Origin of the sequence: Pantoea sp. ICBG 985 (assembly GCF_002928365.1) — a bacterium.
Classification (GTDB): domain Bacteria; phylum Pseudomonadota; class Gammaproteobacteria; order Enterobacterales; family Enterobacteriaceae; genus Pantoea; species Pantoea dispersa.
The window spans coordinates 636476-654882 of sequence record NZ_POWM01000003.1 but is presented as its reverse complement, the minus strand read 5'-3'; the positions used below and the strand labels follow the sequence as shown (position 1 = coordinate 654882).

The 18407-nt window shown below is 56.8% G+C and carries 18 protein-coding genes; 9 read left to right on the top strand and 9 right to left on the bottom strand.

The genetic code is table 11. The features are described 5' to 3' along the window. The first annotated feature begins 5 nt into the window (after positions 1-5). Positions 6-542 (top strand): RNA polymerase sigma factor, encoded by a 537-nt coding sequence (locus C1Y42_RS12490; RefSeq protein ID WP_104093595.1) that lies wholly within the window; start codon positions 6-8, stop codon positions 540-542. 42 nt (positions 543-584) lie between these two features. Here C1Y42_RS12490 and C1Y42_RS12485 read toward each other — a convergent pair whose 3' ends face one another. Further along, entirely contained in the window at positions 585-1604 is a 1020-nt protein-coding gene (locus tag C1Y42_RS12485; RefSeq protein WP_104093594.1) for an MBL fold metallo-hydrolase, read from the bottom strand. Positions 1605-1818: 214 nt separating this feature from the next. On the opposite strand from C1Y42_RS12485, the gene C1Y42_RS12480 reads away from it, so the two are divergent. The 5 genes from C1Y42_RS12480 to C1Y42_RS12460 all read left to right on the top strand — a co-directional run bounded on the left by C1Y42_RS12480 (position 1819) and on the right by C1Y42_RS12460 (position 6869). Then, the gene (locus C1Y42_RS12480) at positions 1819-2160 is read left to right on the top strand and encodes a gamma-glutamylcyclotransferase family protein (RefSeq protein ID WP_021509479.1); all 342 of its coding nucleotides are present in this window, start codon (positions 1819-1821) and stop codon (positions 2158-2160) included. A gap of 48 nt (positions 2161-2208) precedes the next feature. Then, positions 2209-3012: an MBL fold metallo-hydrolase gene (locus C1Y42_RS12475; RefSeq protein WP_104093593.1), complete on the top strand. Its 804-nt coding sequence runs from the start codon at positions 2209-2211 to the stop codon at positions 3010-3012. Between the two features lie 114 nt (positions 3013-3126). Then, positions 3127-3927 (top strand): MetQ/NlpA family ABC transporter substrate-binding protein, encoded by an 801-nt coding sequence (locus C1Y42_RS12470; protein WP_104093592.1) that lies wholly within the window; start codon positions 3127-3129, stop codon positions 3925-3927. Between the two features lie 473 nt (positions 3928-4400). Beyond that, entirely contained in the window at positions 4401-6269 is a 1869-nt protein-coding gene (gene kup / locus C1Y42_RS12465; RefSeq protein WP_058758791.1) for a low affinity potassium transporter Kup, read from the top strand. Positions 6270-6563: 294 nt separating this feature from the next. After that, complete coding sequence (locus tag C1Y42_RS12460; protein WP_021509483.1) at positions 6564-6869, top strand: DUF1471 domain-containing protein; 306 nt, start codon at positions 6564-6566, stop codon at positions 6867-6869. A gap of 25 nt (positions 6870-6894) precedes the next feature. On the opposite strand, the gene C1Y42_RS12455 is transcribed toward C1Y42_RS12460, so the two are convergent. Genes C1Y42_RS12455 through leuC form a run of 4 tightly spaced genes read right to left on the bottom strand, consistent with a single transcriptional unit; the run spans position 6895 to position 10845 of the window. Further along, the gene (locus C1Y42_RS12455; protein WP_021509484.1) at positions 6895-7857 is read right to left on the bottom strand and encodes a LysR family transcriptional regulator; all 963 of its coding nucleotides are present in this window, start codon (positions 7855-7857) and stop codon (positions 6895-6897) included. 30 nt (positions 7858-7887) lie between these two features. Then, positions 7888-8802, bottom strand: a complete 915-nt coding sequence (locus C1Y42_RS12450) for an alpha/beta fold hydrolase (RefSeq protein ID WP_104093591.1) — start codon at positions 8800-8802, stop codon at positions 7888-7890. After that, complete coding sequence (leuD, locus tag C1Y42_RS12445) at positions 8799-9422, bottom strand: 3-isopropylmalate dehydratase small subunit (protein ID WP_104093590.1); 624 nt, start codon at positions 9420-9422, stop codon at positions 8799-8801. The genes C1Y42_RS12450 and leuD overlap by 4 nt, the downstream gene beginning before the upstream one ends. A 1-nt stretch (position 9423) precedes the next feature. Then, positions 9424-10845 (bottom strand): 3-isopropylmalate dehydratase large subunit, encoded by a 1422-nt coding sequence (gene leuC, locus C1Y42_RS12440; RefSeq protein WP_058770123.1) that lies wholly within the window; start codon positions 10843-10845, stop codon positions 9424-9426. Positions 10846-11212: 367 nt separating this feature from the next. Between leuC and mqo the strand changes: the two genes are divergently transcribed. The 3 genes from mqo (at position 11213) to C1Y42_RS12425 (ending at position 14080) form a co-directional block, all read left to right on the top strand. Continuing rightward, positions 11213-12859: a malate dehydrogenase (quinone) gene (gene mqo / locus C1Y42_RS12435; RefSeq protein ID WP_021509488.1), complete on the top strand. Its 1647-nt coding sequence runs from the start codon at positions 11213-11215 to the stop codon at positions 12857-12859. Between the two features lie 199 nt (positions 12860-13058). Next, on the top strand, positions 13059-13322 hold the full coding sequence (locus C1Y42_RS12430) for a hypothetical protein (RefSeq protein WP_104093589.1): 264 nt from the start codon (positions 13059-13061) through the stop codon (positions 13320-13322). Next, entirely contained in the window at positions 13319-14080 is a 762-nt protein-coding gene (locus C1Y42_RS12425; protein WP_104093588.1) for a Fic family protein, read from the top strand. The genes C1Y42_RS12430 and C1Y42_RS12425 overlap by 4 nt, the downstream gene beginning before the upstream one ends. 109 nt (positions 14081-14189) lie before the next feature. Here the strand turns inward: C1Y42_RS12425 and C1Y42_RS12420 are convergent, their stop codons facing one another. The 4 genes from C1Y42_RS12420 to C1Y42_RS12405 all read right to left on the bottom strand — a co-directional run bounded on the left by C1Y42_RS12420 (position 14190) and on the right by C1Y42_RS12405 (position 18324). Continuing rightward, positions 14190-15440 carry an NAD(P)/FAD-dependent oxidoreductase gene (locus tag C1Y42_RS12420; RefSeq protein WP_104093587.1) on the bottom strand — a complete coding sequence of 417 codons (1251 nt, stop codon included), beginning with the start codon at positions 15438-15440 and terminating at the stop codon, positions 14190-14192. Between the two features lie 108 nt (positions 15441-15548). Next, positions 15549-16367, bottom strand: a complete 819-nt coding sequence (locus tag C1Y42_RS12415; protein WP_058770557.1) for an ABC transporter permease — start codon at positions 16365-16367, stop codon at positions 15549-15551. 1 nt (position 16368) lies between these two features. Further along, entirely contained in the window at positions 16369-17223 is an 855-nt protein-coding gene (locus C1Y42_RS12410) for an ABC transporter permease (protein ID WP_104093586.1), read from the bottom strand. 69 nt (positions 17224-17292) lie between these two features. Beyond that, positions 17293-18324 carry a polyamine ABC transporter substrate-binding protein gene (locus tag C1Y42_RS12405; RefSeq protein WP_059012398.1) on the bottom strand — a complete coding sequence of 344 codons (1032 nt, stop codon included), beginning with the start codon at positions 18322-18324 and terminating at the stop codon, positions 17293-17295. Positions 18325-18407 lie beyond the last annotated feature (83 nt).

Genomic DNA, 18407 nt, shown 5'->3' with positions numbered 1-18407 from the left:
ACGGCATGGCGCAGGATTCGCGGCTGCTGGCGGCCCTCGGCGCCTGCCGCACTAAGCTCAGCGCCTTTATTCGCGGCCGCAGCGAGCGGCACGATGAGGCCGAAGATATCCTGCAGGAGATCAGCTGGAAACTGCTGCAGGTGGAACAGCCGGTGGAGAACGTCAGCGCCTGGCTGTTTCGCGCCGCGCGCAACGAGATCACCGATCGGTCACGAAAAAAACGCGAGCTCTCGCTGTTCAACGCCGCCGGAGACGAGGATTTTCCCGAGGATGAAATTGCCGAAACGCTGTTTGGCGTGGCGCAGACGCCGGAGGATGAGTATCTGAAGACGCTGCTGTGGGAAGAGCTGGACGATGCGCTCGCGGAACTGCCTGCTGCGCAGCGCGAGGTATTTGAAAAGACCGAACTGCTCGGCTTCAGCTATCAGGATCTGGCCGCTGAAAGCGGCGACAGCGTGCAGGCGCTTCTGTCGCGCAAACATAAAGCGGTTCTGTTTCTGCGCACCCGGCTGCGCAGCCTGTACGACGAAATCACGGCCTGACCTGCGCAACCCGATAGCCAAACGGCCATCGGGTTGCGTGCTTTACCACCAGGCCGCGGTGGGCTGCGGCTGTAACAGATCAATGCCCTCGCCCAGCATCGGCAGACACAGTGCAACCTGATGCTCCGCCGCCAGCTGGACGATTTGGGTAAAAGGATCGTCCCAGCGGTGAAACGCTAAATCAAAAGCCGCGTTGTGAATCGGAAACAGCCAGCGTGCGTTGAGATCCTGAAACGCGCGCAGCGTGTCCTGCGGCAGCATATGAATGTCGGCCCAGCGCGCATCGTAAGCGCCATTTTCCAGAAACGCCGCATCAAACGGACCGTATTTCCGGCCAATCGCTTTGAAACCGTCAAAGTAACCGGAGTCACCGCCAAAAAACAGGCGGAACTGGTCAGAAATCAGCGTCCACGAACACCACAACCGTTTGTTGCTGTCGAACAGGCCACGGCCGGAAAAGTGCTGCGACGGCGTCGCGACAAAATGGATGCCGCCGATATCCCGCGACTGCCACCAGTCGAGCTGGATGACTTTCTCCGGCGCAACGCCCCACTTAATCAGCAAATCGCCGACGCCGAGCGGCGTGAGAAAGTGCTTCACCCGATTTTTCAGCTGCATGATGGTGTGGTAATCGAGATGATCGTAATGGTCGTGCGACAAAATAATGCCTTCGATCGGCGGCAGATCGGCCACGGCAATCGGCGCTGGCTGAAATCGCTTCGGCCCCAGTCGCTTAAAGGGTGACGCGCGCTCGGCGAACACCGGATCGGTCAGCCAGAACTGGCCATTGAGCTTCAGCAATAGCGAAGAGTGGCCGAGGCGAAAGACGCTGTTGGGGGCGGCCTGTGTCAGCGCGGCGGCCGTGATGGGCTGCACCGGCAGCGCGGCCGGCGGCTGGGTATCTTTCGGTTTATTGAACAGGAAATCCCACAGCATTTTGCGGTAGTCGCCAAAGCTCAGCGACTGACGCGGCTGGACATTGCGAAACTTTTTGCCATCAAACTGGGCGGAGTGCGGATACCCCCTGATTGCACCCCGGCAGAGGCTGGAACCCTTCAACATAGCGCGGATACCTCGAAAATGAGAAAGCTGGCTGGCAGCAGCGGTAAACATCTGCGGCTACGTTAACCGTTTAATGCCGCGCGCGTCCTCACATTACGAGCCATCGCACCACCGGTAACGCAGAATTTCGCTGCCGGTGTGGCCTTTCCCTGGCGGATGACAGGGCGGCAGCAGGCAGGTAAAGTAGCGCTTTTGCATGATTTTACGAGGGAAAATGAACACGCTTTTCGTTTACGGCACGCTGCAGCCGGGCCAGTGCAATGCGCATATCCTGGAAAACATCGGCGGTGAGTGGCTGGCAGGGACGGTCGCCGGCACTTACTATGCCAACGGCTGGGGCGCGGCCGCTGATTTTCCCGGCATCGTACTTGATGAGCACGGCGCGCGCGTGCCGGGTTATCTGTTCATCTCGGACCGGCTGGCGCTGCACTGGCCGATGCTGGATGAGTTTGAAGATGGCTACGACCGGGTGCCGGTTGAGGTCACCACGACCGACGGCCAGCAGCGGACGGCGTGGATTTATCAGCTGCAGCCACAGCAGGACGCCGCGCGCTAACCTCGCACCTTGCCTACACTGATCCTCACCGGACTGTGAGGAGAAGCCATGATCACCATTTGTACCGCCTGCGGCACGTCTTATCAGCAGCAGCAACCTGCCCTTACGCAGTGTCGCATTTGTCAGGATGAACGCCAGTTTGTGCCGCCCGGCGGGCAGCAGTGGATCGATCAGTCTGCGCTGCGCGCCTCGCATCAAAACCAGTGGCAACAGCTGGCGCCCGGGCTGCTCAGCCTGCAAACCGTACCGGATTTTGCCATTAACCAGCGCGCCATTGTGCTGCAAACGCCGCACGGCAATATCCTGTGGGATTGCATCGCCCATCTGGATGACGCCACCGTCACGTTGCTGCGTGCACTCGGCGGCCTGCACGCCATCGCCATCTCCCATCCCCATTATTACAGCACCATGCAGGACTGGGCCGACGCCTTCGACGCGCCGGTTTATCTGCACGCCAGCGACAGCGAGTGGATTATGCGCGCATCGCCCCGTCTGCAGCCCTGGCACGGCGACAGCTGTGATCTGCTGCCGGGCGTGCGGCTGTTACGTCTCGGCGGCCACTTTGCCGGCGGCACGGTGCTGCACTGGGCGCACGACGGCGGCGTGCTGCTGAGCGGCGATATTCTGCAGGTAACGCCCGGTGCCAGTGCGGTTTCGTTTATGTGGAGCTATCCCAATATGTTACCGCTGGCCGGCGCCACGGTGACGGCCATGCTGCAGCGGTTGCAGGGCGTGAAGTTTACGCGCCTGTACGGCGCGTTTGCCGGCCGCGAAATTCTCGCGCGTGCCGATGAGGCGGTACAGCAGTCGGGCCGTCGCTATCTGGCCTGTCTGCAACATCCACAGCCGTAGCGCTTACACAGACGCGCTGGATAAATACCAGGCGATCGCACCGCACACGGATGTACAGACGTCTGGACGCATACTATAGTCGGTTTCCTGCAAACATAAGGAAACCTGCAAACAATGAAAAAAACATGGCTTACCGCCCTGCTGGCGGCCTCTGTCACCCTGCTCAGCGCCTGTGACAACCACAACGAAAACAAAATTAAAGTGGCGATCAATACCGGACCGGATGAGGCGCTGTGGCAGACCGTGAAGCAGGTGGCACACGATAAATATCAGCTCGATGTCGATGTAGTGGCGTTTAACGATTACGTGCAGCCGAACGAAGCGCTGTTCAATAAAGATGTGGATGCCAATGCGTTCCAGAGCCTGCCTTATCTGGAGATGCAGTCCAAAGAGCGCGGGTATAAATTTGCCGTCGTGACCAATACCTTCGTGTTCCCGATTGCCGGTTATTCACGCAAGATTAAATCACTGCAGGATCTGCCGGATGGCGCTACCGTGACCGTGTCTAACGAAGCGACCACTCTGGGGCGTAGCCTGCTGCTGTTGCAGGCGCAGGGCCTGCTGAAGGTGAAACCCGAAGCCGGTCTGCTGCCGACCACGCTGGACATTACCGACAACCCGAAAAAGCTGAAGATTGTGGAAGTGGATACGCCGCAGCTGGCGCGCACGCTGGACGATCCGCAGGTTTATCTGTCGATCATTAATAATAACTTTGCCGCGCTGGTGAATTTATCCGCCTCGCGTGACGGGATGTTTATGGAAGGCAAAGCGTCGCCGTACGTGAATGCGATTGTGGCGCGCGAAGATAATAAAGACAGCCCGAACGTGCAGAAGCTGAAAGAAGCGTTCCAGTCCCAGCCGGTACTGGATAAAGCCAACGAGATTTATAAAGGCGATATTATTAAGGGTTGGTAAGGATTACCTGCCTGTTGATGCAGGCAGGAACAGGATTACCGCACCCATCGTAGCGGCGCAATTTATTGCGCATTCGGGCAGTTGTGCGGTGTTTCACTCAGCGCGATAAATCGCGCCGCTACATATTGTGCGGTCGGAGGGTACGGATATAATTTTTGGTACAAAGTCTTAGCATCGCTATTTCCTGCATTTTTAATCATCTCGCTATCTGCGCTCCCCCATCCCATTTTCTGCCAGCCAGCCCGCTTCTGCTGCTGTCTGAATCGTCTACACTTCAGGTTGAAAAAGCCGCAGCGGTGTAAAAATGGCGTAAAAATTTGGCCGATTGGTATAAAAATCGTGTACAAAAAAACGCCAACCCCTACCGATTACGCCGCTGAAAGGCTATCTTCGCCAGCATAAAAGTGGGTGATTGCGACACGCCAGTGCGGTTGATGGCGCTCGCCCTTTCTCCCTGAAAAAACAGGAAATGTATGAGTCAATCAGAGAAACAGTCTCTGCCTGCTGGCATGCTGGCCGCCGCCGGCATCGTGTTTGGTGATATCGGTACCAGCCCGCTGTATACCCTGAAAGAGTGTCTGTCGATTTTGCCGGACGGCGCGCCGTCGGCACTGGCGGTGATGGGCTTTCTGTCGCTGATCTTCTGGGCGCTGACGCTCATCGTCACGCTGAAATATGTCTGCTTCGTGATGCGCGCCGACCACGACGGCGAAGGCGGCATTCTCACCCTGATGTCGCTGGCTCGCCGCAACGTTGGCCGCAAAGCCGGTCATATCATCGTGCTGGCCGGTCTGATTGGTGGCGCATTTTTCTACGGTGATGGCGTGATCACCCCGGCCATCTCGGTGCTGTCGGCCATTGAAGGGATTCAGGTGGTCTCGCCCGGGCTGGAAAAATATGTGGTGCCGCTGGCGCTCACCATTCTCGCGCTGCTGTTCATTATCCAGAAACACGGCACGGAAAAGGTCAGCCGGGTGTTTGGCCCGGTGATGTTTGTCTGGTTTGTGGCCATCGGCGCGCTCGGCATTCGCGGTATTCTGCTCAACCCGGAAGTGCTGCACGCGCTCAGTCCGTCCTATGCGCTGACCTTCCTGCTCAGCCACAAAGCGCTCTCGCTCGCGGCGATGGGCATGGTGGTGCTGGCGGTGACCGGCGCGGAAGCGCTGTATGCGGATATGGGCCACCTGGGCAAAGCGCCGATTCGTCTAGCCTGGCTGGTGATCGCCATGCCGGCGCTGATACTGAATTACTTTGGCCAGGGCGCGCTGGTGATCGCAAATGCGCAGGCGCTGAACAATCCGTTCTTTAATCTGGCTCCCGGCTGGGCGCAGATTCCACTGATTGTGCTATCAACGCTGGCCACGGTCATCGCGGCGCAGGCAGTGATTTCCGGCGTCTATACCCTGACGCATCAGGCCATTCGCCAGGGCTTTTTACCGCCGATGCGCATCATTTTTACCTCGCATACTGAGTCCGGGCAGATTTACATTCCGGTGGTCAACTGGCTGCTGTTTACCGCCGTGATGCTGATTGTGCTGGCTTTCCGTCAGTCGTCGGCGTTGTCCTCGGCGTACGGCATCGTGGTGACCGGCACCATGGTGATCACGGCCTGTCTGGCGGGCGTGGTGGCGCTGCGTAACTGGCGCTGGCCGCTGCCGCTGGCGCTATTGTTCCTGCTGTGTATGCTGGTGGTCGACGTGCCGCTGTTCATCGCCAACCTGATGAAGCTGCTGTCCGGCGGCTGGGTGCCGGTGCTGCTGGCGCTGACCATGATGGGATTGATGCTGATCTGGAGCAGCGAGCGTAACCGCCTGATTCGCCGCTTAAATAACGACCAGGACGGTTTACTGGCGCTGGTGAAATCGCTGGAGAGCAATCCGCCGAACCGCGTCGAGGGCACCGCCATCTTCCTCGCGCGCAAGGAGTTTGAAATTCCCCAGGCGCTGTTGCACAACCTCAAGCATAACCGCGTGCTGCACCGCCGCGTGGTGCTGTTGCATATCCGCACCACCGACACGCCGCGCGTCTATAACCAGCAGCGCATCAGCATTACGCAATTGTCGCCGTCGTTTTGGCAGGTCACTGCCGCTTATGGCTGGCGTGAAGTGCCGTCAATGGCCGAGATTCTGCATCTGTGCGGACTGGAAGGTTTTGGCTGCACGGTGAATGAAGCGTCATTTTTTACCGCGCACGATACGCTGGTGATGAAAAAACGCCGCGGCCTGGCGCGGGTGCGCGGCGGAATTTTTCACTTCTGCCAGCGCAACGCGCTGCGCGCCCATGAGCAATTTCATATTCCGCCCAACCGGGTGATCGAACTGGGCGGCCAGCGCGAGTTTTAAGCCGCAGGGCCACGGATGGCCGGATTTGCCTGCACATGATGCACCGACTTTTTTAATGGCAAATGTAAGCAGATGAAAAAATATTAGCGAAACATTACCGGAGTTGTGGCGGAACTTTTCTTAACATCTGATTAGCAATTAAAGCTAAAACGCATAACCTCAAAAGGTGTTTATTAACCCTACCGGCATGATGATTCACCGTGCGCTTTGCCGGAATGTATAAACCAATAAACAACGATCTCAGGATCGGTTAATTCACTTCCGGCTCTGTTGTTATTTTTGAGGAGTAAGACCATGAAAGCGTTAATTAACGATGTGATTTCCATTTTTACGCCGCAAAATGTTAAACCGGTTTTAATTCGCGCCGATTTGACGCACCGCGAATTATCCTCAATCCATCCGGCAGGTGTGACCTCAGTAAGCTGGGCCACGTCAATGGAAGAGTTAACAGACGCCATTGTGAAAAAAGCCCAGGCGGCTGGAGCCGTCGGTTATCATATTACCGACGTTGAATCGCATGAGCCGGGCCACGACGGCCAGCACGTGATGGCAGCCACTGCGACGCTGTATCACATCAATGACAAGGTGGCTTACGGCTGATGCTGGGATTAACACGTTTTTCTGTTTATGGCCTGCCCGTCATTTCCGGCAGGCTTTTTTCATTAAAATAGGCAGCGAGAAAATCGAGAAAAACTTTAATACGCTGCGATTCTGCGGCGCGTTGCGTATACACCGCCCAGATATTGGCTTCCTGATACCACTGCGGTAATACCGCCACCAGCTCGCCCGTCGCCAGATACGGCGCCACATCCCACGCTGAACGCAGCGCAATACCATGCCCCTGCAATGCCCAGTGCAGAATCACCTTGCCGCTATTGGAAGAGTAATGGCTGTTCAGGCGACACAACACCTGCTGCTCGCCATTGGTCAATGCCCAGTTACCAAATGAATTATCGCGCTCATTAATGATCAGACAGCTGTGATGAATTAACGCATCCAGCGAGGCTGGCATACCGGCGCGGGATAAATACGCCGGCGCGGCACATAAAATACGCCGGTTAGCAATCAGCCGGCGGGCAATATAGGAAGGATTGAGATCATCGCCAACGCAGATTTCTACATCCGTGCCGCTCTGTAGCAGGTCGAATGCCCGATCGCTTAGCATCAGTTTAATATTCAGCGACGGATGCTGGTGAATAAATGCCGAAACCGCATCCGATAAATAGTCCTGACCGAAACCAAATGAGCAGCCGACGGTAATTTCCCCGGTCAGCTCGCCGCGCCACTGACGGAAATTATTGAGAAAGCCATCCATTTCCTGCACTACCTGCAGCGCGCCCTCAAGCGCTTTTTCACCTTCCGGCGTCAGGCGCATCACGCGGTTAGTGCGGAAAAACAGCCGCGTCTCCAGCTGTTTTTCCAGAATGGCGATGCGTTTACTGATGTAAGACGGTGACTGACCCAGCTCAATCGCCGCGCGGCCGAAACCGTCATGCCGCGCCACGCTGATAAACACGTACAGGTCTTCAATCGACGGCCAACCCTGTAACGGCTTCTGATAACTTTTTCCGGCAAGCAGTATTTTCATAACAGCACATGGTGAGTGAACGCCACGTGGTTATAACACAGATCCCAGGAAGCGCTGAAGCGAGTGCAGAAACCGCTCTGGCACCTCTTCCTGCGGTGAATGGCCGCACGGTAACGCCTCGCCCTGCACCTGCAGCGCCTTGTCCTGCCAGGTGTGCACCACATCATACAGCTGACCGACCGTGCCCTTTTCGCCCCACAACAGTAACAACGGGCAGGCAATGCGCCGGTCGCTGTCAGCGGCATCGTGTTGCAAATCAATGCTGGCGGCGGCGCGATAATCTTCACATACCGCGTGGATCATCGCCGGATCCTGATAGCAGCGCAGATAATCTTCGAATATCGCCGCTTCGGTCGCACCCGGCGTTTTCAGCTGGCCATCAATGTGTTTACGCAAAAAGAACGCCGGATCGTGACCAATCATGGTCTCCGGCAGCGGGTGCGGCTGAATCAGGAAGAACCACCAGAAATAGCGCGTGGCGAACGCCTGATCGGTCAGCGCGTACATGGTGGCAGTGGGTGCGATATCGACAAACACGCAGCAGCTGACTTTCTCCGGATGATCGAGCGCCAGCCGGTGCCCGACGCGCCCGCCGCGATCGTGGCCGACAAACGCCACGCGCTGCAGGCCAAGCGCGTCGATCAGCTGACTGATATCCTGTGCCATGCTGCGTTTGGCATACGGCAGATGTTCAGCATCGCTGGCGGGCTTGTTGCTGTCACCGTAGCCGCGCAAATCCGGCAGGATCACCTGATAATGCTGCGCCAGCTGTGGTGCGATTTTACGCCAGGCCAGATGATTTTGCGGATGGCCGTGCAGCATCAGCAAAGGCGTGCCCTTGCCGCCGCTGGCCACGCGCAGCGTAACGCCATTATCCAGCGTCACATCCTGCAAGGTAAAACCGGCGATAAACGGCGACGGGCCGCGATCGATAATCTTACTCATGGTTGCTCCCTGGTGCGCTGCAGCCACGGGCGCTGCGCAAAGTGCTGCGCTTCAAACTGGCGGATATCCGCTTCATATTGCAGCGTCCAGTCCACCGCGCTGCCGCCACCGATCAGCATTTCGCGCTTCAGGGCACTGACCGTAAAGTGAATCACTTCATCCGCGAACTGAATGGTTTGCTGCTCCAGCGACACGCTGATGGTGTTGCGCTGCGCATCGGCGGCCACCGCGCTCAGACGCTGATAATCCGCCTCGCTCAGGCTCAGCGTCAGCACGCCGTTACGCTGGCAGTTGTCGTCAAAAATGCCGGCGAAGCTGGTGCCGATAATCGCGCGGATGCCCAGCTGATTCAGCCCCCACACTGCATGTTCGCGGCTGGAGCCACAGCCAAAGTTGGCGCCGACCAGCAAAAACGTCGCGTTCTGCCAGCCCGGCTGATTGAGGATGAAATCAGGGTTTGGTGCACCGTCGGCCAGAAAGCGCAGGTCAAAGAACACGCCGCGGTCCAGCTCCTGCCGGTCAATGCCTTTGAGAAACTGCTTGGGCATAATCACATCGGTATCGATGTTAGCAGCCGGCAGCGGTGCCAGCTTGCCGGTGATGGTAGTGAAAGCTTGCATATTAAACCCCGGATTGCAGATAGTGACGAACATCAACCAGATGGCCCGCCAGCGCAGCGGCGGCGACCATCGCCGGACTCATTAAGTGAGTACGCGCGCCCGCGCCCTGACGGCCGGCAAAGTTACGATTGGTGCCCGATGCGCAGCGATCGCCCGGTGCCAGCACATCTTCGTTCATCGCCAGACACATCGAACAGCCCGACTGACGCCACTCGAAGCCAGCGTCGATAAAGATGGCCGCCAGTCCTTCCGCCTCCGCCTGCTGCCGCACCTGGGTTGAGCCCGGCACGATGATGCCGCGCACGTGCGGCGCGATTTTGCGGGTACCAATCACCGCTGCCGCAGCGCGCAAATCTTCAATGCGCCCATTGGTGCAGGAGCCGATAAACGCGTGGGTGATGGCAATGTCGGCCAGCGGCGTGCCGGCCTGCAGCCCCATATAGTGCAGCGCATTTTTCATCGCCTGCTGTTTCACCAGATCGGGTTCGTCAGCCGGATTAGGCACGTGGCCGCTGATGGCGCAGGCCTGATCCGGGCTGATGCCCCAGGTGACCTTCGGTTCCAGATCGCTGCAATCAATGGTCAGTTGCCGGTCAAATACCGCATCATCATCGCTGCGCAACGTGCGCCACTCGGCCAGCGCCTGCTGCCACAGCTCGCCCACCGGCATTTGCGGTTTGCCGGCAATGTAAGCGTAGACCTTGTCATCCGGCGCGATAATCGCTCCGCGCGCACCGGCTTCCACCGCCATGTTACATAGCGTCATACGCCCTTCCATGCTCAGCGCATCGATCGCGCTGCCGGTAAACTCAATCGCATACCCCGTGGCGCCGGAAGCGCCAATCTGTTCGATCAACGCCAGCACGATGTCTTTGGCGGCGCAGCCAAACGGCAGCTCGCCGGTAACTTCAACGCGCATGGTTTTCAGCGTGCGATAAATCAATGTCTGTGTCGCCAGCAGGTGCTCGATTTCCGAGGTGCCGATGCCGAACCCCAGCGCGCCAAACGCCCCGTAAGTGGTGGTATGGCTGTCGCCGGCGGCAATCACCATGCCTGGCATCACCAGCCCCTGCTCGTGCGCCACCACATGTTCAATGCCCTGTCGCGGATCGAGCACGTCAAACAGCTCGATGCCAAAGTGCTCCGCATTTTTGCGGAAGTAATCGACCTGCAGCTGACCGCCAGCGTCGGTCATCGCCGCATCGCGCACTGGCCGCGTCGGGTTCACGTGGTCGACGTTGAGTAGAATAGTGGCCGGATGACGCACGCGACGCGACCGGTCGCGCAGACCGCTAAACGCCTGCGGGCTGGTGTATTCATTGAGGATTGACCGGTCGATATAGAGCAGCACGTGCCCCTCATCGTCCAGGTGACGTACCACATGCTGTTCGATCAGCTTTTCATACAGGGTTTTGCCCGCCATGCTCATGTCCACGCGAAAGTTAAACAAGTCATCAGAGACCTTAGGGTAAACCCATTCGGCGTCAGATCATCAACACGCTCCGTGCAGTGATAGTGCATGATTTGTCATCGCTGCAGCGGATTTAATTTGACCTAAGTCGTGCCCGTCGTTATAAATAATAACCGCGCTCCGTTAGCGGATATATTGTTGCTTTTTCCCGCATTGCTGCTGTATTCCTGCCGCTTATTTCGCCATCCCGCTTTTATGAAAGTTAATTAATTGCCATCAATAGTTAATTAACTAAAAACAAGTTAATCTTTTCGTAACAATCTTTTAATTTGCCAACCGAATTTTTAACGTTCATCTGCAAAGAATAAACAGGACTGGCATGACTCAGACCAAAAAACTTGTGTCCGCGCTTTCGCTGACGGCACTGCTTGTCTCTTCAGCGGTTCACGCTGAGAACGCACCAGAAAAAACCGACGTGCTGCTGATTGGCGGCGGTATCATGAGCGCCTCGCTCGGTACCTGGCTGCAGGAGCTGCAACCGGGCTGGAAACAACTGATGGTTGAGCGTCTCGACGGCGTCGCGCTGGAATCCTCCAACGGCTGGAATAACGCCGGTACTGGCCACTCTGCCAACATGGAGCTGAACTACACGCCAGAGCGTGCAGACGGTTCCATCGATGTGAGCAAGGCGCTGGAAATCAATGAATCGTTCATGATTACCCGCCAGTTCCTGACCAGCCAGGTACAGCGTGGCGTGCTGCACGATCCGCGTTCGTTCATTAACTCCACCCCGCACATGAGCTTTGTCTGGGGCGACAAAAATGTCGAATACCTGACCAAACGCTATGCGGCGCTGCAGAAAACCACCCTGTTCCAGGGCATGAAGTTCTCTACCGATCACAAGCAGATCGAGCAGTGGGCACCGCTGGTGATGGAAGGTCGCGATCCGAATCAGAAAGTGGCCGCCACCTGGACGCCGGTGGGTACCGATGTGAACTACGGTGAAATTACCCGTCAGCTGATCGGCAGCCTGCAGAAAGATCAGAACTTCAAGCTGGAAACTTCCTCTGAAGTCACCGATTTCAAACGCAACAGCGACAACTCCTGGCACGTCACCATCAAAGACGTGAAGAGCGGCGCAAACCGTGAAGTGGATGCGAAATACGTATTCATCGGCGCGGGCGGTGCGGCGATCAAGCTGCTGCAAAAAACCGGTATTCCTGAAGCCGATAATTACGGCGGTTTCCCGGTGGGCGGTTCGTTCCTGATGACCGAAAACCCGGAAATCACCAGCCGTCACTTGCAGAAAGTGTATGGTCAGGCTTCCGTAGGCGCACCGCCAATGTCGGTACCGCACATCGATGCCCGTAACCTCGACGGTAAAAAAGTGGTGCTGTTTGGGCCGTTCGCCACGTTCTCGACCAAATACCTGAAGAACGGTTCGCTGTTCGATCTGCTGAGCGCCACCACCACCAGCAACTTCATGCCGATGACGCACGTGGGCATCGATAACTTTGACCTGGTGAAATACCTGATTGGTCAGGTGATGCTGAACGATGACGACCGTTTTGCCGCGCTGAAAGAGTACTACCCGAACGCGCGTAAAGAGGACTGGAAACTGATTCAGGCCGGCCAGCGTGTGCAGATCATCAAGAAAGATGCTGAGAAAGGCGGCGTGCTGAAGCTGGGTACCGAAATCGTGACCGATCAGCAGAAAACCGTGGCGGCCCTGCTGGGTGCTTCACCGGGTGCATCTACCGCGGCACCGATCACCCTGAACGTGATGCAGAAGCTGTTCCCACAGCAGTTCGCGTCACCGGAGTGGCAGCAGAAGATCCGCGCTATCGTGCCAAGCTTCGGCCAGAAGCTGAACGGCAACACCGCGCTGACCCAGCAGGTATGGGATAACACCGCATCCGTGCTGCAGCTGACCAAACCGCCTGTGATTAACATGGACGATCAGCAGTCGGCACCTGCGCAGGCCAAACCGCGCGAAGAGTCCGCGAAGCAGGATATGGCGCTGTAATAGGCCATCGCTGAGTCAATCGAACCGATGCCGGTGCGCGAGCAATCGCCCACCGGCATTTTTTTATCTGGAATCTGATGATTGCTATGTCAGACTTCACCAGTGTTACCGCTGAGAGATGCCCTGTGGTTCAGCGACTCTTCCCACTGACTTTGACGATGCAGCGTGCTAAAATTGAACTTCTGACGGGAGATTAATTATGAGCAGAAATACATCTCTGAGTATTGCCAGCCAGATCCAGAATTTAGCGAAGGCTAACCATATCACCGCCGAGCGTGACGGTGTCAGCCTGATGGCTGCTGCGATTACTCATCTGGCAGGCGACAGAGTAGAACTGGATTACGTTGAACAACTGCTGGTTAATCTCAAAAGAAAAGGTGTACTGACTAAAGCAGAAACGCTGAAGCTTCAGGGTTCTTATCTGCAGGAAAAACGTGAGCACAAGCAGAACTTCAGCGCATGACGTTTGATCCTTTCAGCGATTTTTCTACTTCTGGCTACCTGAGAAACGCGTTGGGGCTTAAAGATGCGGATGAGGTAAAAAAAGCTGAGCATCTGGCCTTTGAATCGAGCGTCGAAGATGCGCTTCATTTACTGGCACTTCAACCTGCAATCACTTACAGCACTTTTTTGTCAGTTCATAAAATTCTGTTTTCTGACTTTTATCCCTGGGCGGGTAAAGATCGCAACGAGTTAGTTCCTCATCTTGCTGTTTTTAAAGGCATGCCAGAAGATGCTCATTTTACCATGTTTGAGCAGCCCCACTCGATTCAGCTCGCCGTTGATTATGCACTGCGCCTTGCCAGCGACTCATCGCGGTTCAGAAAAAAACCGGGTGAGGTTATGGGACAACTGGCTTTTGCTCATCCTTTTCTGGATGGTAATGGTCGAACGTTGCTGTTGCTATTTATGGAAATGACCTACCGTGCTGGCTTTGCCATTGAATGGGCAAGAACCAAAAAAGATGCGTATCTTAGCGCACTCAGCGCTGAGATTCGTGAACCCGCTAAAGGCCATCTGGATAATTATTTACTCCCCTGCGTTGTTGATATTGCCAGTCGAAGCGAATGGCCGGCAATGATTAGTGGCATAAAAGGGTTGGACGGTTTAGATAAAGAAGACATTTACTACGGTGCGGTTGATGATCCTGATATCAAAGCGCTCTATAAAAGCTATACGTCATCTTCCCGATTGCCTCATCCACCAGCAGAGCCAGAATAAATACGGTTCAGTCGCTATAGCGGGTCGCTATTAATAGCGACCCTACATGATACAATTTAAGGGTGAACTTTCTCCGTAGGGTGCGCATTCATGCGCACCTGGAAAATAATTACGACTTTACGTAATCCGAATAGGCATTTTGCAGCGCGATGTGGTCGGCAATATATTTCGCATCGTGCCACACGCCGTAAATAAACGACGACGCCCGGTTGACCAGATTGGGCAGGCCAAGGAAATAAATACCGCGCTCGGCAGAAATACCGCGCTTGTGGAATGGCAGGCCCTGTTCATCAAACGCATCCACCTGCAGCCAGCTGAAATCAAATTTAAACCCGGTAGCCCAGATAATGGTGCTGATGCCCGCCGCCTGCACGTCCAGCTGCATCAGCGGATTTAACAGGCAGTCCGGATCCGGCAACAGCTCCCACGCCTGCGGCTCGGCCGGTAAATCCAGCCCGTTGCGCTCAATGTACGCATCCGCATCGCGCAGCACCTCGAAATAGGCTCTGTCACCTTCGGCGATATTCTCTGCCAGCCCCGGCGCAAAGCGCAGCACGCCGTTATCCCAGCGCTCGGTGATGCCGACCAGCGTAATGCCCATATGGGCCAGCCGGCGGAAATCCACGGTTTTACCGCCTTCATAGCCGCTGACGGCAAAGGCCACGTGCTGTTTCTTCGGCTTGATTTTCACTTCGTCCCACAGTCCCAGCGCGCCAAGCCACCAGCAGTAATCACGGTCGCGATAGGCGCGTGGCGGGCGGTAGTGCTCACCGACCGACAGAAACACCTCGCGGCCGGCCTGACGCAGCTCCTCGGCAATCTGGGTGCCGGACGCACCCGCACCGACCACCAGCACCGCACCGGGCGCCAGCTGCTGTGGATTCTTGTACGCCGATGAGTGGATCTGCTGCGGCATCGCGCCTTCAGGCACGATGGCCGGGAACGCGGGCTTCTGAAACGGCCCGGTGGCAGCAACCACATTGTCCGCGTCGAATTCTCCCACCGACGTCACCACCCGGAAGCCGCTGCGTCCGGGCAGCCGCGTCACCTGCTGTACTTCAACCCCGGTGCGCACCGGCGCGTTGAGCATCTTTGCGTAATCCTCGAAATACTGCGCCATGCGCTCTTTCGGCGGAAACGCCTCCGGCGAAATGTTATCAAACTTCAGCGAAGGAAAGCGGTCGTGCCACGCCGGGCCGTTGGCCACCAGCGAGTCCCAGCGTTCGGAGCGCCAGCGCTCGGCAATGCGGCTGCGCTCCAGCACCACGTGCGGGATCTGCATCTGCGCCAGATGTTCGCTCATGGCGATACCCGCCTGGCCCGCTCCGACGATCACGGTATTGATTTTTTCTACTGACATAGGTCATCCCCGAATAGTTGGCATGCCACCAGCGCGGCGCAAATATTGCGCCGCTGGCGATTAACACCAGGTTGTCATGTTTAACGGCGGCTTAATGGCACAGCGAAATTAATGCCCGGCCTCAACGTTTAATATTTTTCCCAACCCGAAAAATTTATTGGCGATAATTAACATCGCGGCGGTCACCACAATATAAATAACCGACAGCGCCGCCAGCGTCGGGTCGGCAAATTCGCGCACGTAGTTGTACATCGCCACCGGCAGCGTCTGCGTCGCCTGGGTGGTAATAAACAGCGAGGCGGTGAATTCATTGAAAGAGAGAATCGCCGCGAACAGCCAGCCACCAAACAGGCCTGGCAGAATCAGCGGCACGGTAATGGTCCATACCACGCGCAGCGGCGATGCGCCGAGACTGGCGGCCGCCAGTTCTATCCGCTGCTCGAGATTTTTTAGCGATACATAGACGCTGCGCAGCACGAACGGCAGCACTAATACCACGTGGCAGAAAATCACCAGCGCGTAGCCGCGTCCCAGATTGAGCTGCGACACCAGCATCAGCAGGCCGAGGCCAATGGTGAAATGCGGAATAAACAGCGGCGACAGCAGAATACTCTCCAGCACCTGTTTGCAGGGAAAGCGATAGCGCTCAATGGCAATTGCCAGCGTGGCACCGATGATCACCGCCAGCGTTGACGCCCATGCTGTGACAATCAGTCCGGACCAGAAGCCGTGACGAAAATCGTCGTAGCTCAGCGCCCGCTCAAACCAGCGCAGCGACCAGCCTTTCGGCGGGAAGAACAGCACGGAGGTGCTGCTGAACGACGAGATAAACACCACGACGGTGGGCAACATGACAAACGCCAGAATGGCGATCACCAGCAGTTTACCCAGCAGCGCGATCAGTTTGTCGTTGTGAGAACGGGTCATATCAGTGCCCTCCCATGGCGTGCAGGAAGCGCGTCATGCGCTTCAGCGCCAGCAGCAGCAGAATGGTCAGCAGCAGGCCAGCAATGCTCAGCGCTGCGGCAAACGGGAAGTTCATCGAGGAGAAGCCCAGCTGATACACCAGCGTAGCCACGGTACTGACGCGCCCGCCGCCAATCAGTTGTGGCGTCGCGAAAGCGCTGAAGGTCCAGGCAAACGCGGTGGTCAGGCTGGCGATGATGCCGGGAATCGACAGCGGAATGGTCACCGTCAGCAGCGCGCGGACCGGCCCGGCAACAAGACTGGTAGCGGCTTTTTCGTAGTCCGGATTGATGTGTGACAGCGCCGTCGCCAGCATCAGCACCATGATCGGCATGGTGACATGCACCAGCGCGACCACCACGCCGGTCTGGGTAAACATAAACTGGATTGGCTGGCTGATGATGCCCAGCGCCAGCAGCAGGCTATTAAGAAAGCCGCTGTTACCCAGCACGATAATCCACGAATAGGTGCGCACCACTTCCCCCAGAAACAGCGGAGTAATCGCGATGATCAGAATGGTGGATTTGATCCACGCAGTGCGGGTGCGCACCAGCGCATAGGCCAGTGGGTAACTCATCAGCAAACCAAATAAAGCCGTTTTGGCGCTGAGCAGCACAGTATTGAGAAACGCGTCGCCGTAGATGCGTTTGAACAGGCCACTGAAATTGGCCAGCGTAAAGCCGCCGACATCCAGCGAGCCGGGGATGTACGCACGCACGCTGAACTGCATCACCGCAAACATCGCGACGACCAGCCCCATCGCGGTCAGCGTGGCGGGAAGAATGAACCAGGGTAAAAATGTCGGTTTTTTCGTCATGGACGTTACTGCCTGCATAGGTGGTACCGGCTACGGCGAGGCACCCGCCCCGCCGCAGCACCAGGACAATCAGTGAGACATGATGTTTTCAGAGAACCACTGACGCCACTCGGCAGTTTTCTCCGCACGCAGTTGGGGATCGGTATTGATGGTGGCATTCCACTGCGCCGGCGTGGTCAGCATGCCTGGCAGCTTCGCCAGCTCCGGATCGATATGCGCGTTGGTCACCGTCGGGCTACCGCGATAGATCTTCGCCACCTGCTGCTGAATTTCCGGTTTCAGCGCGATGTTGATGAACTTGTACGCCAGATCGGCATGTTTGCTGCCTTTATTGATGCCGACGGTATCCACGCCGAGGATCGCGCCCTCTTTCGGTATTGCCAGCTTAATGTTGACCCCTTCCGCAATCATGCTGTAGGCGTTCATCGACAGCATCACCTGCACCGGCGTTTCTCCGGTGGAGATCAGCTGCTGGCTGTTGGCATCATCGGTGTAGAACGATTTGATATTAGGAATCAGCGCTTTCAGCTTCGCCTGGCCCTGCTGCCAGTGCGCCGCATCGCTGCCGGAGAGTTTAGCGGCCACGGCGATAATGTGGCTCGGATCCCAGTCGGGCAGCGCCAGCGTGCCTTTCAGCTCCGGCTTCCACAGGTCGTTCCAGCTGCTGAAGGTTTCCCCTTTCGGCACCAGATCCGGACGGTAGCCGATGGTGTAGACGTAGCCCCACACGCCAAGATGATACGGGCTGACTTTCGCCTGCTGCACCAGATTGACCGCGTTAGGGATTTTGCTCATGTCGAGCTTCTCGAACAGGCCGCTGTTGGCATACAGATAGCCGACGTGCGCGGTGGTGAAGGTCACGTCAGTTTCCGGCGAACCGCCCGCCAGTTTGGCTTTGTTGAGGCGATCGATGGTGCCGCCGGTGACGAACTGGACTTCGACGCCGGTCTCTTTAGTGAACTCTTTAGCGATGGTTTGATCGATCAGATCTTTAAAGCTGCCGCCCCAGGTGCTGACAATCAGCTTGTCGGCGGCCATGGCATTCCCTGCGCTCAGAATTCCCGTGGTTAACAACGTTAAGGCACACATCTTACGCAACATATTTTTGTCCCCAGTGAATGAAAAGGCTGTTATCGCTGCTCTGAACCACCGTTGATTCGCCACGGCGCGCTGCGCCAAAACAG

Bases quoted from the DNA above. Each gene is read 5' to 3' on its own strand.
- C1Y42_RS12430 (WP_104093589.1), top strand. From the start codon at position 13,059: ATGAGCAGAAATACATCTCTGAGTATTGCCAGCCAGATCCAGAATTTA.
- C1Y42_RS12490 (WP_104093595.1), top strand. From the start codon at position 6: ATGGCGCAGGATTCGCGGCTGCTGGCGGCCCTCGGCGCCTGCCGCACT.
- C1Y42_RS12405 (WP_059012398.1), bottom strand. From the start codon at position 18,324: ATGTTGCGTAAGATGTGTGCCTTAACGTTGTTAACCACGGGAATTCTG.
- C1Y42_RS12485 (WP_104093594.1), bottom strand. From the start codon at position 1,604: ATGTTGAAGGGTTCCAGCCTCTGCCGGGGTGCAATCAGGGGGTATCCG.
- C1Y42_RS12415 (WP_058770557.1), bottom strand. From the start codon at position 16,367: ATGACCCGTTCTCACAACGACAAACTGATCGCGCTGCTGGGTAAACTG.
- leuC (WP_058770123.1), bottom strand. From the start codon at position 10,845: ATGGCGGGCAAAACCCTGTATGAAAAGCTGATCGAACAGCATGTGGTA.
- kup (WP_058758791.1), top strand. From the start codon at position 4,401: ATGAGTCAATCAGAGAAACAGTCTCTGCCTGCTGGCATGCTGGCCGCC.
- C1Y42_RS12480 (WP_021509479.1), top strand. From the start codon at position 1,819: ATGAACACGCTTTTCGTTTACGGCACGCTGCAGCCGGGCCAGTGCAAT.
- mqo (WP_021509488.1), top strand. From the start codon at position 11,213: ATGACTCAGACCAAAAAACTTGTGTCCGCGCTTTCGCTGACGGCACTG.
- C1Y42_RS12460 (WP_021509483.1), top strand. From the start codon at position 6,564: ATGAAAGCGTTAATTAACGATGTGATTTCCATTTTTACGCCGCAAAAT.
- C1Y42_RS12410 (WP_104093586.1), bottom strand. From the start codon at position 17,223: ATGACGAAAAAACCGACATTTTTACCCTGGTTCATTCTTCCCGCCACG.
- leuD (WP_104093590.1), bottom strand. From the start codon at position 9,422: ATGCAAGCTTTCACTACCATCACCGGCAAGCTGGCACCGCTGCCGGCT.
- C1Y42_RS12470 (WP_104093592.1), top strand. From the start codon at position 3,127: ATGAAAAAAACATGGCTTACCGCCCTGCTGGCGGCCTCTGTCACCCTG.
- C1Y42_RS12420 (WP_104093587.1), bottom strand. From the start codon at position 15,440: ATGTCAGTAGAAAAAATCAATACCGTGATCGTCGGAGCGGGCCAGGCG.
- C1Y42_RS12450 (WP_104093591.1), bottom strand. From the start codon at position 8,802: ATGAGTAAGATTATCGATCGCGGCCCGTCGCCGTTTATCGCCGGTTTT.
- C1Y42_RS12455 (WP_021509484.1), bottom strand. From the start codon at position 7,857: ATGAAAATACTGCTTGCCGGAAAAAGTTATCAGAAGCCGTTACAGGGT.
- C1Y42_RS12475 (WP_104093593.1), top strand. From the start codon at position 2,209: ATGATCACCATTTGTACCGCCTGCGGCACGTCTTATCAGCAGCAGCAA.
- C1Y42_RS12425 (WP_104093588.1), top strand. From the start codon at position 13,319: ATGACGTTTGATCCTTTCAGCGATTTTTCTACTTCTGGCTACCTGAGA.